Consider the following 20,593-nt stretch of genomic DNA (forward strand, 5'->3'; position numbering starts at 1 on the left):
AAGACAATTCTATATAGTACTATTTCTATAGAGATCATTGTCTTATAGCATTTAATTGCACTCACTATTGGATTACTCAGGAAAAAACTATATTTGCAATCGAAAACCTAAAACAATCACTGAAGGTAATGAAAAAAGTATTCGCCTTATTGTTCGTTGGCAGCATGCTGACATTTGCCGCTTGCCAGAGCAAACCAAAGACTGAAGAAACCACGACCGATTCGACCGCTGTTATGTCAACCGACACAACGACGATGACGGATTCAGCTTCGACGATGTCGGCTGATTCGGCTGCTGCTCCTGCAGACAGCGCGAAGTAATTCGTTCTTCTTCTTTACGATTTACAAAAAAGCCTTATTTTTATAGGGCTTTTTTGTTTTTTATACCTTGACGGATTCCTTCAACACGTATTTCCCACCAACCGCTGCTACTTATTGTTATCAGCTGTGGCAACAGTACAAGTTTACTTTTCGGGTTGTCAGGCCCCGGCGTACACGCCTAGGAGATTTTCGGGTGCTTCCCCATAACCAAACTCAGATTACAGTCAATGTCAACCTGAATCCCTATGCGTTTCTGATCACCTACGTTCATGAAGTAGCCCACGCTGCGGTGAACAGCCAGTATAAACGACGGACTCAGCCACACGGTAAAGCTTGGCAAACGGCTTTTCAGCAACTGATGCAGCCAATTATGACCGATGCCGTTTTTCCGAAGGAAATCTTGGAACCGCTTCGGCAGTATATGTCAAAACCAGCTGCCAGTACCTATGCAAACCCGGCTCTGATGATGGCGCTGCGCCAGCTGGATGTCCTAGAGGTAGCTGCTGCAACGGAGCATAAAATACTCCTTAGTCATGTACCCGAAGGGAAGTTATTCGCGTTTGGCAAAAAGACGTACTTACGGGGTACGCTTCGACGAACACGCGTCGTTTGTAAAGAGATGTCGTCGGGGAGGTCATATGCCATACTGGCTCATGCGTGGGTGGAAATGAAAGAATAATGAGAAAGCCGGGATGGACAAGTAGACTTACTGGACAGCCAAAACACTGTGTTTGGGTAAAACTGACTGTGGTTCTCTGCGTCCATTGTTTCCTGTTTATCTGTCAGTCACAAACACTGGCGCAATCTGTTTTGAAAACAGGTACGTGGGTTAAAATAGGTGTCACCCAATCCGGCGTTTACCGACTCAGCCAATCTCAATTAGCGCAGCTCAACCCCGCTTTTACCAGTGCTGATCCCCGCCGGTTGCGGCTATACGGAAACGGCGGTGCTATGTTGCCTCAGGCCAACGCCAGCCCACGTCCAGCCGATTTAATCGAAAATGCCATTCAGGTACAGGGTGGAGCAGATGGTCGGTTTGACGCAACGGACGCTCTTTTGTTTTTTGGGCAAAGCCCGCACGTTATCCGTTACGATTCAACAACCCACCGGTTTGTACACCAGCTCAATGCCTATTCCGATACAACCTTCTATTTCTTAACCATTGGCGATACGGCGGGTCTGCGTATGGCTGAGCGGCCATCGGGCAGTGTGTCGGCTACTCCGACTGTTACGACGTTTGAGGATTATCAATTTTACGAACAGGACTTACTTAAAGTACCTGCCGTACGTTCAGGCCGGGAGTGGCTGGCCGATTACTTAACCTTAGATACGACGAAGACTGTTTCGTTTGATGTTCCGGGGCTGCTGGCCAATACCCCCGTTCGGTTAACCGCTTCGGCCGTTGCTGGAGCACCTTCGGCCACGCAGTTCAGGCTTCAACTCAACGATCAGTTAGTTGGAACGATGCCCATGTCCACTATTTCGGGTTACGAATATGATTATCAGGGCGTTGCCCGAACCGACACATTTCTGGCCAGGCTGACAACCGCCGTTAATTCAATTCGGCTGGCACTGACATTCCGTAAAAATGCGCAGTATTCGGCACAGGGCTATTTAAACTTCCTGGCCTTACAAACCCGGCGCGAACTTCGGCAGTATGATAAGCCAACCTGGGTTCGTCGCTTGACGGCGGGTCAATATGCGGTTCGGCAGGCAACAACTAATCTGCGCGTTTGGGATGTGACGAATCCGCTGATGCCTGTTTCACAGGCCTATGTGTTATCGGCAGCCCAGGAAGCAGGCTGGATGTGGGCTAAAGTCAGCGATTATTTTTTATTTACCGATGCCCAGGTGCTGTCTCCTGCATCCTTGCAAGGAATTGCCAATCAAAATATACAGGCGCAGCCCGTCCCCAATCTGCTGATCGTGACCCCGGCGGCCTGGCGTGACCAGGCCGACCGACTGGCCCAGTTCCGGCGCGATCATGACAAACTTTCTGTGCTGGTCGTTACAACTCAGCAAACCTTCAATGAATTTGGCTCGGGCCAGCCAGATCCGACGGCGATTCGGGATATGGTGCGGTACTTTTATCAACAGCAGCCAACTAACCTTCGGTATGTGTTGCTCTTTGGCGATGCCACATTCAATTATCGAAATATAGGCGGCTCAGTGAGTCCGGCTCAACTGGCTAACATGGTGCCCGTTTACGAAAGCCGGGAGTCATTACATCCCGTACTGAGTTATTCGTCAGACGATTATTATGGGTTCATGGACAAAAATGAAGGAGAATGGCCCGAAAATCAGAATGGTGATTATAACATGGACATTGGGGTAGGCCGACTCCCGGCGAAATCCGCAGAGGAAGCTCGTACGGTAGTCGATAAGTTGATTCGATACAGTTCTGACCCGTCACTTACCGGCGACTGGCAAACCCGTCTGATGCTGATAGCCGATGATGGTGACTATAATATTCATCAGCAGGATGCCGATCAGATGGCTCGCAGCGTTGAGAAAACCGCCCCGGCTTACCGGCCACAGCGGGTGTTTCTGGACGATTATCCGCAGGAAAATACCAGCACCGGGCAGAAGGTGCCTGCGGTCAATAAATTGATAAATCAGGGAATTGCCGATGGCCAGCTTATCATCAACTACAGTGGTCATGGTGGGATTCTGGGCCTGGCCGATGAACAGATCGTTACGCTCCAGGACATACTTTCCTGGAAAAACAAACGCCTGCCCTTGTTTGTGACAGCTACCTGTCAGTTCGGACGTTATGACGACCCGAGCGTAAGTTCTGGTGCAGAATTAACCTTACTGAGCCGGACAGGTGGCGCAATTGGGCTTTTGACGACTACCCGGCCCGTATATGCCAATACAAATCTGCTGCTCAACCAAGCTTTTTATGATGCTGTTTTTAAGCCCGTCAATGGCCAGATGCCTCGTTTAGGCGATGTTATGCGAAGTACCAAGAACAACAGCTTAAGCGGTCCGGTTAACCGAAACTTCGCACTTCTGGGCGATCCATCCCTGCAGTTAGCCTATCCAACGGCGCAGGCCGTGCTAACGCAGGTGAACGGTAGGCCAGTAGCCGCTGGCCAGGCAGACACGCTAAAGGCTTTGCAGACAGTTCAGTTGTCGGGCGAAATCCGGCAGCAGACCCAGCGGCTATCAAATTTTTCGGGAGTACTCCGGCTGGCTCTGTACGACAAAGCCGTAAAACGAACGACCTTAGGTTTGGAAGCCGGCAGTCCGAAGATGACTTATCAGGTGTTTGCGAATCCAATTTTTGCGGGGCAGGTACCAGTGCTGCAGGGGAAATTCACGGCGAAGTTTACGATGCCTAAAGATATTGACTATACGGTTGGGGCAGGAAAACTCTATTTATATGCTATACAATCGGATAGTACCCTTGATGCGTTGGGCAGTTACGAAAGTTTACTGATAGGGGGGAGTGCTGGTACGGATACCCTTGATAATGAGCCTCCCACAGTAACGCTCTCTGCTGTGGGAGCCAGCAAAGAAGGAGAACGGATGCGGGTGGCTGGCCCTGACGTAACGCTGCGGATTGGTCTGGCTGACAACAAAGGCATCAATATTTCCCGTACCGGCCTGGGCCACGAACTCACTGCCCAGCTAAACGACCAGCCAGCGGTTATTTTAAACGAAAATTACATTGCTAATGGAGCTGACGGACGCCAAGGTGATGTTCTGTATACCTTCCGTGATGTTGCACCCGGCACATATACAATTCGGGTCAAAGCTTGGGACATCAACAATAATTCAGCGGAGGGTGCGTTGAGCTTATTAGTTTCGAAGCGCCCAGGTCTGGAAGTACAATCACTACGGGCAAGTCCAAACCCAGTAAGTGTCCAGACAACATTCGTAGCCGAATTGAATCGATCAGGTGAGCCACTAGACTGGACATCGACAGTATATAATCTTAATGGACATTTACTCAATCAACAGTCAGGGCAGTGTACCGATTGTGCCGCTGCGCTGGATGTCGGCGTCTGGACGGGCACCAGTCAATCGGGGCAACCATTACCAAATGGTACGTATTTTGTTCAGTTTCAGGTGCGTTCTGCAACGGATGGCTCAGAGGCTATAAAAACATGTCGTATACTATTAACTAAATGATTTCGCATACTTAACAGCATCTCACTTTTTGTAATCCAACCTTTCATTGTAATTTTGACCGCACAGGGCTGCTATTATACTATCATCAGTTGCTGTCGTTGACCAACTCTCATTATATGAAGCGCAATTTTTTCCGTGTTCTTCTCGGCGCATGTAGTTTTCTTTCGTTTGTCGTCTCTGCTCAATCTCAAATAACGACGCTTAATGGCGCGCAGCAAAATATCCCCACCTCATCGGTTCCTTTCTTAAATTTCACACCAGATGCCCGTTCTGGTGCGTTGGGTGAAGCGGGTGTAGCGCTGGGAGAGGCTGATGCGAATGCTATTTTCTGGAATCCCTCGAAACTGGTATTTGCCAAGCAGGACAAAGGAGCCTCCATCTCCTACACACCCTGGCTGCGCAACCTGATTGGTGACATGTATTATACTTACCTAAGTGGCTACTCTAAAGTAGGTAAGAACTCGGTGGTGGGCGGCTCACTCATGTATTTCGACTTGGGAACGGTTGATTTTACAACCGCCAGTGGCGTAGCTGCCGGATCGTTCAACTCGCGTGAGTATGCAGTAACAGCCACCTTCGCCCAGCGGCTTTCGCAAAATTTTTCGCTTGCTGTTGATTTAAAATACCTAAGCTCCAACTTGGCTGCGGGAAGCGCGAATGCCGGATTGAAACCAGGTTCAACTGCTGCGGCAGACATTAGTGCCTATTATCAGAATGAGTTTCGTGATAACGCAACGGGTAAGGGAATTGGCTGGGCCTTTGGTGGTATGATTTCCAACCTTGGTGGCCGGATCAATTATGGTGGTACCCAGAGTTATTTTATCCCGACCAATTTGCGGTTGGGTACCCGATTTACGCTGTTTTCAGACCAATACAACAAGTTTAACTTTGTACTGGATGCCAATAAGCTCATGGTTCCTACGCCTGATATCCAGGTTATTAACGGTGTACAAACAAACGTCAATGCCAATAAGAACTACTTTAGTTCTGTCTTTGGCTCGTTTGCCGATGCGCCCGGCGGTTTTAGCGAGGAACTGAAAGAAATAACCATTTCGACCGGTGTCGAGTATTGGTATAACGACCAGTTTGCGGCTCGAGTGGGATATTTTAACGAGTCGAACGCCAAAGGTGGTCGTAAATACGTAACAACTGGTATTGGCTTACGACTACAGGATCGTTTTGGAGTCGATTTCTCGTACTTGCTGCCCGTAAAACAGGGAAGCCCATTATCTGAAACGTTCCGGATTTCTCTGCTGTTCAATTTCAACAAAGGCAACCGGGTTGGCGATGATGAAGCCTTGTCGGATGACTCAAATTAATTAGTAAGCGTAAACAAACGAAAGAGTGAAAGAGCGAAGTGAGCCGGATGGCTTTTTCGCTCTTTCACTCTTTCGTACATATACAAACATGACGCTCGACCGTACACAATCACCCGGTTTTCAGGCTATCCAGGAAATACGCCTGCCAGCAGTACAGTCGCATCGACTGGACAACGGGATTCCTTTACACCTGATCTCGGTGGCTCAACAGCCAGTTTTGCGCCTGGAGTGCGTATTTAATGCGGGTACCTGGTATGAACAGGTGCCGGGAAGTGCCTTCTTTGCTATGAAGATGCTAGCCGAAGGGACAACCACCCGCACGTCGGCCCAGCTTAGTGAATACATTGACCGATACGGCGCCTTTCTGGAACTCAACAGTGGCCCTGACCGGGCCAGTATTGTTATTTATTGCCTCACCAAATTTTTGCCCGATGTGCTGTCTGTGCTTCGGGAAATGCTTACCGAAGCAACCTTTCCGCAGAAAGAGCTGGATGATCTTCGGAATATTACGCTCCAGAACCTGCGGGTCAACTACGAGAAGAATGCCTACCTGGCCGGCGTTCTGTTTCGGGAAAAATTATTTGGTGCCGACCACCCGTATGGTCGTAGTCAACGGCCGGAAAATGTTGAAAAACTCACCCGGCAGGATGTCGTCGAATTCTTTAGCCGGGTTATCAATGAGCGTCCATTTCAGATAGTAATGGCTGGTCATGCTTCCGAAAATGAAGTGTTATCGATTAACCGCGAGTTGGGTCAGCTGCCGCTTCGTACTGACGTAAGTCCGACTTTTGACGGTAATGCACACGTCGACGATGGGGTGCCCGTATTGGCAGATAAGCCTGACAGCGTTCAGTCATCAATTCGGGTGGGTCGGCGATTATTTACCCGATCGCATCCTGATTTTTTCAAGATGCTCGTCACGAATGAGATTTTAGGCGGCTATTTTGGCTCCCGGCTTATGAAGAATATTCGGGAAGAAAAAGGCTTTACCTATGGGATCTCATCAAATATGCCGTCCTTCCGACAGGATGGGTATTTCCTGATCGGAACGGATGTCAATAAGGAAAACACCCAGCAGACCCTGGATGAGATTAGAAAGGAAATAAAGACGTTGCAAACCGAACCCGTCTCGACGGATGAGCTGGAAACGGTACAGAATTACATGGCCGGTGAATTTGTGGGGTCGCTGAATACACCCTTTGAAATCGCTGACCGATACAAGGTGATCTTACTCGATGGAATGCCCGCCGATTTCCTGACAACTTATATTCAGAAAATCAGACAAGTTACTCCGGCCGATGTTATGGAGACCGCTAGTCGATACCTTGCTTCCGGCGATTTGCAGGAAGTTGTCGTAGGAGGCAAATAGGACCGTTCAAAAGGTTAATTAATAGTATAGTTGTTTCATAGGTTACAATGGTTGATCGTTTAGTAACAATACCTTAATTTTGGGGTTACACCCTTTATTCGAGGAATGATTAATAAAGTTGATCATTCCTTTTGTTCAGTAATAACTCATTTCTGTTGATGAATATCCTTCTCATTAGCATTACGGTAGTCGTAGCTTACCTGTTAGGCTCAATTCCAACGGCTGTTTGGTACGGTCAGGGCTTTTTCGGTCTTGACATTCGGCAGTACGGCAGTGGAAATGCCGGAGCGACCAATACATTTCGGGTATTGGGCAAACGCGCTGGTACGATCGTTATGCTGGTCGATGTGCTTAAAGGGTATACGGCGGCTATCCTGTCGACCTTACTCTGGTATGCCGATGTCATCACAGAGAATGAAATCATGACCTTCAAAATCGTGTTCGGTCTCGTGGCTGTTATGGGGCATTTGTACCCGGTTTTTGCTGGATTCAAGGGGGGCAAAGGCGTCGCAACCTTACTCGGTCTGGTACTGGCAACACACCCCGAAATGGCCGCCGTCTGCATCGGGATTTTTCTACTGGTCGTTATTGCTTCGCAATACGTCTCGCTGGGATCAATTCTGGCCGCTCTGGCTTTCCCGGTCCTGCTGTTACTGCAAATTTTTGGTGAGAAGGAAAGCCCGCTGTTAATCGTTTTCGGCTTTGTCGTTTTCCTGCTTGTTGTGCTGACGCACCAAAAAAACATCGCCCGGTTGATTCGGGGCCAGGAAAACCGCACCGTTCTGATTCGTTTGCGAAAAAAAAGATAAAACCGAAGGATGAGGTAGAACCGAAGCCTGATGCTTGAACAAATCAACGCCCCGACGTTGCGCAAAAAGTGCGTAACTTCGGGGTGAATTTTTAATGGTGCAATGCTATTCGATAATGACTACTTACCTGGAAACAAATAAACAGCGGTTTTTAGATGAACTGCTGGAGTTATTGCGCATTCCATCGGTTTCGGCCGATTCAAACTTCAAAGGCGATGTTCGTCGTGCCGCCGAGTTTGTAAAAGATAAGCTGGAAGCGGCTGGTCTGGACAACGCCCGGCTGTTCGAAACGCCGGGTCATCCGATTGTCTATGCCGAAAAACTCGTTGATCCGGCAAAGCCAACGGTACTGGTGTATGGTCATTACGACGTACAACCCGCCGATCCGTACGAGTTATGGCATACTCCTCCGTTTGAACCAACCATTCGTAACGAACGGATTTACGCCCGGGGTGCCTGCGACGACAAAGGTCAGTTTTACATGCACATCAAAGCCATTGAAGCCATGGTCGCTACGGATGGTTTGCCGTGCAACGTAAAAGTGATGATTGAGGGAGAAGAAGAAGTCGGCTCCGACCACCTCGGCATCTTCGTTGCCGAACATAAAGAGATGCTGAAGGCCGATGTGATCCTGGTCTCCGATACAAGCATTATCTCAAACGAAACCCCGTCTCTGGAAACAGGATTGCGTGGTTTATCGTATGTGGAAGTGCATGTAACGGGTGCTAACCGCGATTTGCATTCGGGGGTGTATGGGGGCGGAGTTGCCAACCCAATTAATGTATTGTGCGAGATGATTGCCTCCCTGCACGACGAAAAAGGCCGTATCACCATTCCGGGTTTTTACGATAACGTGGCCGATCTGAGCGATGAAGAACGGGCTGAGCTTGCCAAGGCTCCTTTCGACTTGGATGAGTACAAGCGCGATTTGGGTATCAATGATGTGATGGGCGAAGCGGGCTACTCGACTAACGAACGGACATCTATTCGGCCGACGCTCGATGTGAACGGAATTTGGGGCGGATACACGGGCGAAGGTGCCAAAACAGTGTTGCCTTCTAAAGCATCGGCCAAAATCAGTATGCGTCTGGTTCCGAATCAGACGCCGGACGAAATTACTGACCTGTTCACCAACCACTTCCTGTCCATTGCTCCTCCCGGTGTTACTGTAACTGTAGAGCCGCACCATGGCGGTATGCCGTATGTGACACCTGTCGATTCCGTTGAGTTTGAAGCCGCCAGCAAAGCCTTCGAAGATGCCTGGGGTAAGAAGCCCATTCCGACCCGAGGGGGCGGTAGCATCCCGATCATGGCTCTTTTTGAACAGGAGCTGGGGATCAAGTCTATTCTGATGGGCTTTGGGCTGGATAGCGATGCACTGCACTCGCCTAATGAAAGTTACGGTCTGTTTAACTTCTATAAGGGAATTGAAACGATTCCGTATTTCTACAAACATTATGCTGCCCTTAAACAGTAATAAGGTTTTCAGCAACTTGTTTTTCTATTATCCAGGCCTTTAGTTTATGAAAAAAACACTGTCGGTTCTTATACTGACTTTATACGTAGGAACAATAGCTTTAGCGCAAACACCCGTTACGCCACCCACCCGCGTCTTAACTCCTGCTGAACAACGACAAAAGGAGAAAATAGACAGGGAGGTACAGCGTGAGCGCCAGATAAGAGCCGAGTGGGCACAGAAACAGCGCGAGTACGAAGCAAAACAGGCCGAGAAAGAACGCCAGCGGCAGGCCAAAAAAGCAGGTAAGGCACCTGAGCCTGTTCAACCGCCTGCGCCTAAGCCGGTAACCGCCCCCGCTGCAACAACAACAACGCCCGCCGTCGATCAACCAGCGGCTTCGACACCACCTGCTGTGGAGCCGACCAAAAATGAGAAGCGCGAAAAACGCAGAAAGGAACCAGTTGTCGAGCCTGCGACCACAACCCAGCCTGCAACCGAGCCCGCGCCCATAGTGCCGGAGCCGGTGAAGGCACCCCGTCCCGAACGGGTAAAGCGGGAGCGGAAGGCCCGTCCGGTTGATTCGACGTCTGTAGCGCCGGTTAGTAGCCGTGAAGAATCGGTTAGCCGGCCAACGCAGGAGTTTCTTCCCAAAGGACACTTGTTCGACCCTATCTTACTGGACCCGCTCGAAGCACAAACGTACGGAAGTCTTCTGCCGCTTTACTGGACTGAAGGACAGAAATACAAGGGTAGCATTGTGCCGTTCGCATTCGGGTTCGCCAAACCATTTTACCGCCGAAGTACCGACGCCAGTCATGCCGAAGAGTGGGTACTTGATTTGGCATCCTTCACGCAGTTTGAGGCTTTTCATGACGACGTGACTGATAAAGCTCTTCGTCGAATTATAAATACAGATTACAAAATTAGTATCATCTATAATGTTCGCCGGGGAGAGCACAATTACCGTTTCCGGGTGTATCATCTGTCGTCTCATCTGGGTGATGATTACATCTATCGGAACAAACTAACGGCTCCGTCGCCTAACTCCGTGAACTACGAATTGCTGGATGCCACCTATAGTCGGGTTGTGAATAACTGGCGAGTGTACGGCGGGCTTGGAGTTGTGCTGCGTAAAACAGAAGAGCGTAAGCCACTGAGTGCACAACTGGGAGCGTTCTATAAAAAGCCTTCGACTAAAGCCACCCGGCTGGTGGGTGGTGCCGATATTAAGTTCTGGCAGCAAACCGATTTCAGACCAGGTATTCATGCCGGTATTGGCTTTGAGTTAGGACGAACACAAAATAACCTGACGTTCCTGCTGGAAGGTTACTCCGGTTTCCGGCCCTACAGCCAGTTCGAGCAGCAGCAAACCACCTGGCTGGGTATCGGTCTATACCTAAACCCGTTTTGATGTAGGCTATAAGATGTATAATGTAGGCTATATGATGCGGATCGCACAACAATTACACTGTGCGATTTACGGCCTACGTCCTACATCCCATATCCTACATCCTATATCATACATAACACATGGAATTATCTGCATTAACGGCCATCTCACCGGTCGATGGTCGCTATCGGTCACAGGTTGACGTGCTGGCACCTTATTTCTCGGAACTAGGCCTTATTCACTACCGGGTCAGGATCGAAATTGAATATTTCATTGCTCTCTGCGAGTGGCAGGTCCCGCAATTGAAAGGGGTTGACCCAACTCAGTTTCCGGCTCTTCGGGCGATCTATGAAACGTTCACCGAAACGGATGCACTACGGATCAAGGAAATCGAGAAAACAACGAACCACGACGTTAAAGCGGTAGAATACTTCATAAAAGAGAAATTGGCGGGTTCGCCGGTCGAGCCGTTCCTGGAGTTCGTTCACTTTGGACTAACCTCACAGGATATAAATAATACCGCCATTCCGTTGCTGCTGAGCGATGCGCTCGATACGGAGATTGTTCCGCTATATCGGCAGGTGTTCATGCGGTTGCAGGAGTTAGCTGAGTCCTGGAAAGACGTACCCATGCTGGCCCGCACGCACGGCCAGCCAGCCTCGCCAACCCGACTGGGTAAAGAGCTGCTGGTGTTTGTTGAGCGGATTGAGAAGCAGCTACACCTACTGGCCGACATTCCGACGACCGCCAAATTTGGGGGTGCAACGGGCAATTTCAACGCGCATGTCGTGGCCTATCCGGGCGAAGACTGGAAACAGTTTGGTGACAAATTTGTCGAGAGCCTCGGGATGGTTCGTAGCCAGTTCACGACGCAGATCGAGCATTACGATATGATGGCCGCTACGCTTGACTCCTTCAAGCGGTTAAACACGATCCTGATCGACCTCGACCGCGATATCTGGACGTATGTGTCCATGAATTATTTCAAGCAGAAGCTGAAAGAAGGGGAGGTTGGTTCGTCGGCGATGCCCCATAAAGTGAACCCCATTGATTTCGAAAATTCGGAAGGAAACCTTGGTATTGCCAATGCCTTGTTCGAACACCTGTCTGGTAAACTTCCCATTTCCCGACTTCAGCGCGACCTGACCGATTCGACGGTATTGCGGAGCATTGGCGTTCCGTTTGCGCACTCAGTCATTGCCCTTAAATCGCTGTTGAAAGGGCTCAACAAACTGGAATTGAACCCGGCGGCTATTTCGGCCGATCTTGACGATAATTGGGCTGTCGTTGCAGAGGGAATTCAAACTATTCTCCGCCGTGAAGGATATCCAAAGCCCTATGAAGCCCTGAAAGCCCTGACGCGCACAAATCAAAAAATCACGGCCGATGGTATTCGTGTATTTATTGATGAATTGAACGTGTCAGAGGCTGTAAAAGGAGAGTTACGATCTATAACGCCGTTTAGCTATACGGGCTTGTAGGGCCAACTTTTGTAATACCGACCGTCCCGGTTGGGTGTGCCATTGAGCAATACACTCAACACAACCGGCCGGGACGGTCGGTATTACTACATTACTCTTTCGATAGCTCCGTTGCTCGAACCTGAGCGGCTTTGATACCCGCTACGAGCGTATCAGCCAGGCCACCGCTCTCAAACTCACGCAGGGCTGCCTCGGTGGTACCACCTTTAGAGGCTACGGCTTTGATTAGTTCGTCCAGCGACTTATCGGCGGTGTTGATGAGGTGGTACGCCCCAAGCATCGTTTGTTTGACCAGCAGTGCCGAAACCGAATCGTCGAAGCCCATTTGCTTCCCGGCGTCGATCATTGCCTTCACAACGAAGTAAAAATAAGCCGGACCACTGCCACTGAGCGCTGTAACGGCATCGAGCATTGACTCATCTTCCAGGAAAATAGATCGACCGGTGGCGTTTATCAGGTTTTCAACCCGGCGCAGGCTGGTTAAATCTACTTCTTTAGCCGCCGTGAAGCCGGTGATGCCCATGCCCAGCATAGCGGGTGTATTGGGCATGGCCCGAACAACGAGTGGATGTCCTAATTTCTCCTGAATCTGGTTAATAGGAATACCGGCCATAATGGACAGGATCACCTGGTGCGGCTGTACAACCTCCCGCAGGGCTTCGTGAACACTGTTGAAATCCTGCGGCTTGACCGACAAAATAATCAGATCCGTTTCGCCAACGTGTGGACCAATTGTATCGACAACAACACCGGCTTTTTCATTTTTGAGCGCTTCAGAACGGTCTGCGCTTTTTTCAATAAGAAGTAAATTTTCCTTCTTTACCAGATCGTACTGCAAAAATGATTTGGCGAAGGCCATACCCATATTGCCACAACCCACGATAGCGATTTTCATTGGTCAATGATTGTATTGGTGAATGAGTCAGGGTTGATGAAGTATACGTTTGGCACTTGACCAAAACAAAAAGGTCAGGTTCGAGAACCTGACCCCACAAAACTAACGACTTGCGGTCAACTCATTGCCCACCTTTCAGAATTTCTTCCAATTTCTGTTCCAGGGCATCGCCCCGCAGGTTCTTGGCAATGATCTTCCCGTCCTTATCGAGCAAAAACGTAGCTGGAATCGCCTGAACGCCGTATTGCTGGGCCGCTGCCGACTGCCAGAATTTCAGATCCGACACGTGGGTCCAGGTGAGGTTATCATTCCGGATAGCTTTCGTCCAGTTGGCTTTCGCCTGATCCAGCGAAACGCTGTAAATGGCAAAACCTTTGTCTTTAAACTTGTTATACATCCGGACAACATTGGGGTTTTCGGCCCGGCAGGGACCGCACCACGATGCCCAGAAGTCGATCAGTACATACTTGCCCCGTAAAGACGATAGCGGCACGGGCGTGCCCGTTGTATCATTCAACGCTATTTCCGGGGCGGGCGCCCCTACCGATACACCTTTTATCCGGGCAACCCGGCCAATGAGTGATTTAGCGTGTGGGCTGTTTGGGTTTTCTTTCTCGAACCGTTGTGCCAGCGACTCGTACGTGGCAAAATCGGTGTCGATGTTAATGAAGTTCAGGGCGAATAAAGACACTAATGACGTTCCCATTTCGGGCAGCATGGCCTTTACTTTGTTGACAACATCCTGCTCGGCGGTTTGATACTCCTGTTCAATCTGCGAGACCCGTTTATTATCCTTCTTTTCGGTAGCAGCCGCCACCTGTTTGTTCCAGACCGCTACTTTCGCTTCCATATCCGTACGGAGCGTGTTGAGCTTGTTGTAATACTCCATGTTTTTGGAGCCCGTAACGGTTGCCTGCCCAGTCTGTCCGGTTTTAGCATCCATCCGGTAGCCATCGGCTACTACGTTCAGTGTTTCGCCCCCTTCTACCAATAACGCCATTTTTTGACCACCACCCACATTCAGGACAAATACCTCGCCCCCGTCGGCCACTTTACCGGTCATGGTAAAGGTGTTGCCGGCTGCAATTTTGGTCGAGTCCAGCTTGTGCGTTGGCTGCGAATTGGTTTCCAGATAGACGTAGCTGCCTGGTGTTGCTTTATTGACTTTACCCGTTACGGTAAACGGCTTGGTGGCCTGCGCATTAACCGTGAGGCTAATGGCGACCAGACCGGCTACGTTTAAAAATAGATTTTTCATGTACCTATAATATCTTGGCTAATAACTCATTTACCAATTTTGGGTCGGCCGAACCTTTCGATTTCTTCATCACCTCCCCAACAAACAGGCCCAACAGGTTTTTCTTGCCTTTCCGGTATTGCTCCACTTTGTCGGGCCAGGCTGCCAGTACCTCTTCTACCAACGTCTGGAGGGCGTCGGTATTGCGATTCTGTACTAATCCATTCGCTTTGGCAATGTCCTCCGGCGTTGCATTTGGTTGGTCAATCATCAGGGTAAACACCTGCTGAGCAGCCGTTTGACTGACGATGCCTCCGTCGACCAGATTGATCAAGGCCGCCAGCCGTTCTGCCGAAACCGGAAACTGACGTTCCCGCAGCGTTTTTTCGTTGAGATGACCTTTTACCGGCCCCATAATCCAGTTCGAAACGGCCTTATAATTTGCGGTCGTCGTACAGACGGCTTCGTAATACTCGGCCAGTTCTTTAGCATCGGTCAATAAGGCGGCATCATATTCGGGCAGGCCGTAGATCGTTGTGAACTTCTGATACAACTCGGCCGGAAGTACCGGCATTTGGGCCTGGATGTCGGCTAGCCATGCATCTGAAATGACGACGGGCGTCAGGTCGGGGTCGGGAAAGTAACGGTAATCATTCATCGTTTCCTTCTCGCGCATGGCATAGCTGAGTCCGGTGGCCGCGTCAAACGTACGTGTTTCCTGCGTGATGCGTCCGCCCGATTCAGTTAATTCAACCTGCCGTAGAAACTCGCTGTCTACAGCCCGCATCACATTCCGAATCGAATTCAGGTTTTTTACTTCAACCTTCGTGCCGAGATGTGTTGCACCTTTAGGTCGAATGGAAACATTGACGTCGCAGCGCAGAGAACCCTCCTCCATATTGCCATCGCAGATGTCCAGATACCGGACCAATCGCCGAACTTCCGTCAGGTACTGGCCCGCTTCATCGGCGGTACGAATGCAGGGATCGGTCACCATTTCGATAAGGGGTGTACCGGCGCGGTTATAGTCGAGCTGCGTAGCCCATGTATCGCCATCGTGGATGGATTTTCCGGCGTCTTCTTCGAGATGGATGTGGTGAATCTGAATGGTTGTCTGGTAAGGATGACCCGTAACAGGGTCTTTTACCTTAACTAAAATACCGCCACCAACGCAGATTGGCCCTTTATCCTGCGAGAGCTGGTAGCCTTTTGGCAGATCAGGATAAAAGTAATTTTTACGGGCGAATACGTTGTGGCGCGTGATCGTACTACCGCAGGCTAGCCCCATGCGCACAGCGTAATCAACGGCTTTACGATTTAGTTTAGGCAGCGTACCCGGATGCCCAAGCGTAATGACGCTGATGTTCGTGTTTGGCTCAGCACCGAACGCGTTGGTATCAGACGCGAATATTTTGCTTTGCGTAAGCAACTGGCAGTGTACTTCCAGCCCAATAACGGCTTCGTATTGAGACAGAACCTCCGGCGAAAGGGTCGCTTCGGCTATCATTGGCAGAAATTAAAAATTTTAGACAAAGATAGGGAGAAATAGAACAGGGGCTAGCAGCTACTTTGGGATGCCGTACCAGAGCACTTACAGGACATTGAGCCTATGCTTAACGTAGGTTTGGGCAAGCAGGGCAAACTTTTGTGGATTAGGCACTCTAACCCGCTCCCGCTGAATACGGGAAGCTGACAGTTGCTTAATTTTATTGAATAGCGTCTGGTAATAAATATACGCCAGATAAACGCCCATTCTGGCCCCTTTTGGTAGATTCATAATGCCAATGTAGGCCTCATCGAAGTCTTTCTGAATATCAGCTTCGATGAGTTTCTTGGCATCGAGACCGAAGTCTTTGAAGTCGACGCCGGGGAAGTATGTTCGTCCCCGATCAACGAAATCACTTTTAAGATCGCGCAGGAAGTTTACTTTCTGAAAGGCAGACCCCAGCTTACAAGCTGCTCCCCGAAGCCGGTCAAATTCGGCCAGGTCACCCTCGCAGAAAACCCGAAGGCACATCAGACCAACCACCTCTGCCGAACCATAAATGTATTCTTTGTATCCGTTGGCATCGTAATCCTGATAATATAGATCCATCTCCATACTCTTCAAGAAAGCTTCGATCAGTTCGTGGTCAATTTTGTACTCGTTCACCACGAGTTGAAAGGATTGCAGGATTGGATTTAGACTGATCCCTTCCTCAATGGCCTGATAGGTATCATGTTTGAAGCGTAGCAGGAGCGTCTTTTTATCATAATCATGGAACGTGTCCACAATCTCATCGGCATATCGCACAAATCCATAGATGGCATAGATAGGTAAGTGAAATTTACGATCAAGCGTTTTGATACCTAATGTAAACGACGTACTGTACTGTTCAGTAATGAGTTTACTGCATTCCAGTGCCGTTTTATTGAACAATGCCATCATAAAAATTAAGCGTATAGTATTATTTAGGGTTAAAAAGGAAGCCAGCGCATCGAAGAAATGGCAGATGACTCTCGTTCTTGTACTTTATGTCAGCAACTAGCTGAACTCTTTCGCGACCTCGTCGGCTACAACCAACCCTGATATGAGCGAAGGCGGTACCCCCGGTCCAGGTACGGTTAGCTGGCCGGTGTAAAACAAGTTAGTAACGTGTTTATTTTTCAGGGACGGTTTCAGAATTGCCGTTTGTCGCAGGGTGTTTGCCAGCCCATACGCATTGCCCCGGAACGCGTTGTAATCCTGCTTAAAATCATTATGTGCATAACTACGCTTAAAGATAACATGACTACGAATATCTTCGCCCACATAGGCTTCCAGGCGGTTCATTATCAGGTTATAATAGTGTTCGCGAGTCGCTTCATCATCGGTTAAGTCGGGGGCTACGGGAATCAGCAAAAACAGGTTCTCACACCCTTCGGGAGCAACGCTGGGGTCTGTTTTGGAGGGAGCCGATGCATAGAACAAGGGCTTGGATGGCCAGCGAGGAGACTCGTAAATTTCCTGCGCGTGAATTTTGAAGTCTTCGTCAAAAAATAAATTATGGTGCAGTAACCGGGGCAATCGCTTATTAACACCCAGATAAAATAATAAGGAAGAGGGCGCCATTACACGACTTTTCCAGTATGCGTCATCGTAGTTCCGGTCTTTTGCGTCGATTAGGCTTGTTTCAACGTGGTTATAATCGGCACCGGCCACCACCACATCGGTTTCGAAAATACCGTCCGAAGTGACTACGCGCTGGGCGTTCTTTTTCAATACATCGATCTTCTGTACGGTCTGATTCAGTAAAATTTTAACGCCCTTCTCTTCGGCCAGCCGAACCATGGCTTTTACGATCTCGTGCATACCGCCCATTGGATACCAGGTGCCCAGTGCCATTTCAGCGTAGTTCATCAAGCTGTACATGGCAGGCGTGTTTTCGGGCGTAGCGCCCAGAAACAGGACCGGAAACTCAACAATTTCCAGCAAACGAGGGTGAGTGAAAAATTTGCGGGCATGCGATGCAAACGATTGGAACACATCAAGCCGCGTAACATCGAATAGCAGTTTCAGACTTAAAAATTCGGTTACCGACCGGCTTGGCTTCCAAACGAATTTGTTCATGCCAACCTCGTATTTGTAAGATGCCTGCTTTAGGAATTGTTGTAGTCTGTTACCGCTGCCTGGTTCAATTCCTTCAAAAAGGGCTTCTAAATTATCCAGTCCAGCGGGGAGGTCTACGGCTTCGTTGGGGCCAAAAACAACTTTATAAGAGGGGTCAAGGCGAACAAGATTATAATAATCACTTGTCTTCTTGCCAAAACGGGCGAAGTAGGTATCGAAAACGTCGGGCATCCAGTACCAGCTCGGCCCCATATCGAACGTAAATCCTTCTGCCTCAAATACGCGCGCGCGTCCACCAGGTACAGAGTTTTTTTCAAGAATGGTAACATCGTAACCTTTATCCGCTAAGCTGGTTGCAGCAGCCAGCCCGGCAAATCCGGCTCCTATAACAAGAACTCGCTTGGGCATTAGTACAAGAATGATTGTTAAAAAGTGGAAAAGTAATTGATGAAGAATTTTGTTCAAGCTAAATGGCTTAAAATTTCTACAAAATACCTGTCCGGAAAGGTACGAACGGAGCTAGATAAATCCGTTAGCTGCTTCAATTAAGCACTAATACCAGCGTTACGAATACGTTAAAGTATCGGTAGTGACGGCGGGTACAAAATCTAATTTATTGATCTTGAAAGCCTTAAAACGAAAAAAGTTGGGTAGAAGCCTACCCAACTTTTCGAACCTTCCTCTTTTTAACCAAAAACTACTCAATCAATGAACCTTAGACGGCAGACTTTTAAAAAAGTCTCGTCTAGGCATTAAAATATGCGTAAACTTTTAGTTGTCCTTTCAACTCCTTGCGGGCAATGTGAATTCTGTTTTTCACAGTTCCGATAGGGATATTAAGTTTTGCTGCTATTTCATGGTATTTGAAACCACGGAAGTGCATCATAAACGGTGTTTTATATGTGTCTTCCAAACCATTTACGGCCCGGTTTATATCATCCTGAGCGAAAGAAGAGTAGGCCAGGTTATCGGTGCTGCTCTCAATCGAGTTAATGTAGTGAAGATTATCGGTCGTATCGATGAATGTGTTCTTGCGCACCATCCGTTGGTAGTTGGTGATGAACGTATTCTTCATAATCGTATAGAGCCAGGCTTTCAAATTTGTACCGTCGGTGTATTTGTCGCGATTCGTAAATGCTTTCAATAAGGTATCTTGTAACAGGTCATTTGCATCTTCAACATCCTTAGTTAAACGAAGAGCGAATGGACGTAGCGATTTAGACACTTTGCCAATATGGTTAGTAAATTCGAGAGCGGTCATGGCTGTTATAAGTTTTTCTGTTGAATCGATTGTACTAGCATTTAGACAAAAAGACGACCAGTCTTGTCGGTTTCCATTAGTAAGGGTACTCCCTTGTTAGTAAGTATCTGTTTATCAATAAGTTGTATTAGGTTAAATTTGGATTACAGTGCCAAAAAGGAATAGTGCCGTATTGTGGAGTGTGGAATATTTCCCCCATTCTGTGGAATCAATAGTGTGGATTTTGTTTAACAATTGTCTGTTTATATTCCACAAAACGTGAGAAGTCCCGCCATATTTCCTCTGGAAAGGGGAAAACGCGGGACTTCTCAGGTAAAATATAAAAATAAGATAACTAAATAGTTGTAAAATTAAATAAGCCCCTCTCGAAGAAGATCGTGTAGATGAATGAACCCCAGAACTTGTGTATCATCAGCAACAACTAGTTGGGAAATGTCTCTTTCCTGCATCAATTGTAGCGCTACGACAGCATATTCATCGGGATTTACGCACACGGGCTGGGTTGTCATGACATCCTGGGCGCAAAGCTCCCAGAAAGCATTGTGATCATAGGCCGTTCGGCGTATATCGCCATCGGTTACAATGCCTGCAAGAGTACCGTCTTTGTCGACAACCGCCGTTGCACCCAGTCGATTAGCGGAAATCATAAAGATAACCTCTCGAAGTGGCGTATCGGGCAGAACCTTGGGGCAGGTGTTATGTGGAAAAATATCAGCAACTTTCAAATACAGCCGCTTCCCCAGTGAACCACCGGGATGATAACGGGCAAAATCCTGCCGTGTAAAACCGCGGACTTCGAGCAAACTAACGGCCAGCGCATCGCCAATAGCCAGCGCAACCGTTGTGCTTGTTGTGGGAGCCAGATTGAGCGGGTCGGCTTCTATTTCTGCATACGCGTGAAGAACGTGGTCGGCATGCTTGGCCAGGTACGAGTCGCGGGCACTAACCAGGGCAATCAGGCGAACACCCGTGCGCTTCAGCAAAGGAATCAATACCTTAATTTCAGCCGTATTACCACTCTTTGAAATCAGCAAAACGACATCGTTGGTCTGAATCATGCCTAAGTCACCGTGAATAGCATCGGCAGCATGCATAAACAAAGACGGGGTGCCTGTCGAATTCATAGTGGCAACTATTTTCTGCCCTACCAGCGCGCTTTTTCCAACACCGGTTACAACCAGGCGGCCCGGCGAATGGAGGATCGTTTCGACTGTTTCATTGAATTGCTCATCCAGTAAATCAACGGCTTTACGGATTGCGTCAGCCTCGGCCAGCAAAACCGAACGGGCAATAGTCTTAGGATTTTTTATTACTTTCAACGTCAGTT

Annotated in this window: 16 protein-coding genes; 9 read left to right on the plus strand and 7 right to left on the minus strand. The window is 48.8% G+C overall.

Annotated features, from left to right (window positions below; genetic code table 11):
- The first annotated feature begins 128 nt into the window (after nucleotides 1-128).
- The 9 genes from ACYVJM_RS16280 (at nucleotide 129) to purB (ending at nucleotide 12,284) form a co-directional block, all read left to right on the plus strand.
- The gene (locus ACYVJM_RS16280) at nucleotides 129-320 is read left to right on the plus strand and encodes a PG1828 family lipoprotein (RefSeq protein ID WP_097126224.1); all 192 of its coding nucleotides are present in this window, start codon (nucleotides 129-131) and stop codon (nucleotides 318-320) included.
- A gap of 67 nt (nucleotides 321-387) precedes the next feature.
- On the plus strand, nucleotides 388-999 hold the full coding sequence (locus tag ACYVJM_RS16285) for a SprT-like domain-containing protein (protein ID WP_461149288.1): 612 nt from the start codon (nucleotides 388-390) through the stop codon (nucleotides 997-999).
- Between the two features lie 131 nt (nucleotides 1,000-1,130).
- Nucleotides 1,131-4,457 (plus strand): type IX secretion system sortase PorU, encoded by a 3,327-nt coding sequence (gene porU / locus ACYVJM_RS16290; protein WP_461149289.1) that lies wholly within the window; start codon nucleotides 1,131-1,133, stop codon nucleotides 4,455-4,457.
- Nucleotides 4,458-4,573: 116 nt separating this feature from the next.
- Nucleotides 4,574-5,776: a type IX secretion system outer membrane channel protein PorV gene (gene porV, locus ACYVJM_RS16295; protein ID WP_461149290.1), complete on the plus strand. Its 1,203-nt coding sequence runs from the start codon at nucleotides 4,574-4,576 to the stop codon at nucleotides 5,774-5,776.
- A gap of 88 nt (nucleotides 5,777-5,864) precedes the next feature.
- Nucleotides 5,865-7,145: a M16 family metallopeptidase gene (locus ACYVJM_RS16300; RefSeq protein WP_461149585.1), complete on the plus strand. Its 1,281-nt coding sequence runs from the start codon at nucleotides 5,865-5,867 to the stop codon at nucleotides 7,143-7,145.
- Nucleotides 7,146-7,303: 158 nt separating this feature from the next.
- Nucleotides 7,304-7,954 (plus strand): glycerol-3-phosphate 1-O-acyltransferase PlsY, encoded by a 651-nt coding sequence (gene plsY / locus ACYVJM_RS16305; protein ID WP_461149291.1) that lies wholly within the window; start codon nucleotides 7,304-7,306, stop codon nucleotides 7,952-7,954.
- Nucleotides 7,955-8,069: 115 nt separating this feature from the next.
- On the plus strand, nucleotides 8,070-9,431 hold the full coding sequence (locus ACYVJM_RS16310) for a dipeptidase (RefSeq protein WP_461149292.1): 1,362 nt from the start codon (nucleotides 8,070-8,072) through the stop codon (nucleotides 9,429-9,431).
- 46 nt (nucleotides 9,432-9,477) lie between these two features.
- Entirely contained in the window at nucleotides 9,478-10,824 is a 1,347-nt protein-coding gene (locus ACYVJM_RS16315; protein ID WP_461149293.1) for a DUF1207 domain-containing protein, read from the plus strand.
- 119 nt (nucleotides 10,825-10,943) lie between these two features.
- Nucleotides 10,944-12,284, plus strand: coding sequence for an adenylosuccinate lyase (purB, locus tag ACYVJM_RS16320; protein WP_461149294.1), 1,341 nt, complete (start codon nucleotides 10,944-10,946; stop codon nucleotides 12,282-12,284).
- A 91-nt stretch (nucleotides 12,285-12,375) separates the two neighbouring features.
- Here the strand turns inward: purB and proC are convergent, their stop codons facing one another.
- From proC to ACYVJM_RS16355, 7 genes are all read right to left on the minus strand, one after another.
- Nucleotides 12,376-13,179 (minus strand): pyrroline-5-carboxylate reductase, encoded by an 804-nt coding sequence (proC, locus tag ACYVJM_RS16325; RefSeq protein ID WP_461149295.1) that lies wholly within the window; start codon nucleotides 13,177-13,179, stop codon nucleotides 12,376-12,378.
- A gap of 121 nt (nucleotides 13,180-13,300) precedes the next feature.
- Nucleotides 13,301-14,437, minus strand: coding sequence for a redoxin domain-containing protein (locus ACYVJM_RS16330; RefSeq protein WP_461149296.1), 1,137 nt, complete (start codon nucleotides 14,435-14,437; stop codon nucleotides 13,301-13,303).
- Nucleotides 14,438-14,441: 4 nt separating this feature from the next.
- Nucleotides 14,442-15,923: an Asp-tRNA(Asn)/Glu-tRNA(Gln) amidotransferase subunit GatB gene (gene gatB, locus ACYVJM_RS16335; RefSeq protein ID WP_461149297.1), complete on the minus strand. Its 1,482-nt coding sequence runs from the start codon at nucleotides 15,921-15,923 to the stop codon at nucleotides 14,442-14,444.
- Nucleotides 15,924-16,007: 84 nt separating this feature from the next.
- Complete coding sequence (locus ACYVJM_RS16340; RefSeq protein ID WP_461149298.1) at nucleotides 16,008-16,844, minus strand: phytoene/squalene synthase family protein; 837 nt, start codon at nucleotides 16,842-16,844, stop codon at nucleotides 16,008-16,010.
- 96 nt (nucleotides 16,845-16,940) lie between these two features.
- Entirely contained in the window at nucleotides 16,941-18,413 is a 1,473-nt protein-coding gene (locus ACYVJM_RS16345) for a phytoene desaturase family protein (RefSeq protein ID WP_461149299.1), read from the minus strand.
- A gap of 337 nt (nucleotides 18,414-18,750) precedes the next feature.
- Nucleotides 18,751-19,266, minus strand: a complete 516-nt coding sequence (locus ACYVJM_RS16350) for an RNA polymerase sigma factor (protein WP_012930413.1) — start codon at nucleotides 19,264-19,266, stop codon at nucleotides 18,751-18,753.
- A gap of 350 nt (nucleotides 19,267-19,616) precedes the next feature.
- Nucleotides 19,617-20,585, minus strand: coding sequence for a KpsF/GutQ family sugar-phosphate isomerase (locus ACYVJM_RS16355; RefSeq protein WP_461149300.1), 969 nt, complete (start codon nucleotides 20,583-20,585; stop codon nucleotides 19,617-19,619).
- Between the last annotated feature and the right edge of the window lie 8 nt (nucleotides 20,586-20,593).

The sequence above is a fragment of the Spirosoma pulveris genome (assembly GCF_054781875.1).

Coding starts and splice junctions, on each gene's coding strand:
- ACYVJM_RS16280 (WP_097126224.1), top strand. CDS start 129: ATGAAAAAAGTATTCGCCTTATTGTTCGTTGGCAGCATGCTGACATTT.
- porV (WP_461149290.1), top strand. CDS start 4,574: ATGAAGCGCAATTTTTTCCGTGTTCTTCTCGGCGCATGTAGTTTTCTT.
- ACYVJM_RS16300 (WP_461149585.1), top strand. CDS start 5,865: ATGACGCTCGACCGTACACAATCACCCGGTTTTCAGGCTATCCAGGAA.
- plsY (WP_461149291.1), top strand. CDS start 7,304: ATGAATATCCTTCTCATTAGCATTACGGTAGTCGTAGCTTACCTGTTA.
- ACYVJM_RS16310 (WP_461149292.1), top strand. CDS start 8,070: ATGACTACTTACCTGGAAACAAATAAACAGCGGTTTTTAGATGAACTG.
- ACYVJM_RS16315 (WP_461149293.1), top strand. CDS start 9,478: ATGAAAAAAACACTGTCGGTTCTTATACTGACTTTATACGTAGGAACA.
- purB (WP_461149294.1), top strand. CDS start 10,944: ATGGAATTATCTGCATTAACGGCCATCTCACCGGTCGATGGTCGCTAT.
- proC (WP_461149295.1), bottom strand. CDS start 13,179: ATGAAAATCGCTATCGTGGGTTGTGGCAATATGGGTATGGCCTTCGCC.
- ACYVJM_RS16330 (WP_461149296.1), bottom strand. CDS start 14,437: ATGAAAAATCTATTTTTAAACGTAGCCGGTCTGGTCGCCATTAGCCTC.
- gatB (WP_461149297.1), bottom strand. CDS start 15,923: ATGATAGCCGAAGCGACCCTTTCGCCGGAGGTTCTGTCTCAATACGAA.
- ACYVJM_RS16340 (WP_461149298.1), bottom strand. CDS start 16,844: ATGATGGCATTGTTCAATAAAACGGCACTGGAATGCAGTAAACTCATT.
- ACYVJM_RS16345 (WP_461149299.1), bottom strand. CDS start 18,413: ATGCCCAAGCGAGTTCTTGTTATAGGAGCCGGATTTGCCGGGCTGGCT.
- ACYVJM_RS16350 (WP_012930413.1), bottom strand. CDS start 19,266: ATGACCGCTCTCGAATTTACTAACCATATTGGCAAAGTGTCTAAATCG.